The following is a 718-nucleotide window of genomic DNA, read 5'->3' on the forward strand; positions in this document are numbered from 1 at the left end:
CGTATGCGCCGTCCGAGGAGCATGAGCTGCTGCGGCGTACGGTGCGTGAGCTGGCCGAGGCCAAGATCGCTCCTTTCGCGGCGGAGGTGGACGAGGAGTCCCGGTTCCCGCAGGAGGCCCTGGACGCGCTGGTCGCCAATGACCTGCATGCGGTGCACGTGCCCGAATCGTACGGGGGCGGCGGAGCGGACGCGCTCGCCACGGTGATCGTGATCGAGGAGGTGGCCCGCGTGTGCGGGTCGTCGTCGCTGATCCCGGCGGTGAACAAGCTGGGCACGGTCCCGGTGCTGCTGGCCGGCTCGGAGGAGCTCAAGAAGAAGTACCTGGCGCCGGTGGCGCGCGGGGAGGGCATGTTCTCCTACGCGCTGTCGGAGGCCGACGCGGGTTCGGACGCGGCGGGGATGAAGACCCGCGCGGTGCGCGACGGCGAGCACTGGGTGCTCAACGGCGCGAAGATGTGGATCACCAATGCGGGGGTGTCGGAGTACTACACGGTGATGGCGGTGACCGACCCGTCGGCCGGTGCCCGCGGCATCTCCGCCTTCGTGGTGGAAAAGTCCGATCCGGGGGTGTCGTTCGGTGCCAAGGAGCGCAAGCTGGGCATCAAGGGCTCCCCGACCCGGCAGGTCATCTTCGAGGACACCCGCATCCCGGCCGACCGGATCATCGGCGCCGAGGGCACCGGGTTCAAGACGGCGCTGGCCACGCTGGACCACAC

1 protein-coding gene is annotated in these 718 nt (G+C 69.8%); it reads left to right on the forward strand.

Going from position 1 to position 718, the window contains the following annotated elements:
* Positions 1 to 718: acyl-CoA dehydrogenase family protein (locus HUX53_RS38670; RefSeq protein WP_217920405.1), on the forward strand; the 718-nt coding region annotated here is incomplete at both ends.

The organism is Actinomadura sp. BRA 177 (genome assembly GCF_013372625.1).
Taxonomy (GTDB): Bacteria; Actinomycetota; Actinomycetes; order Streptosporangiales; family Streptosporangiaceae; genus Spirillospora.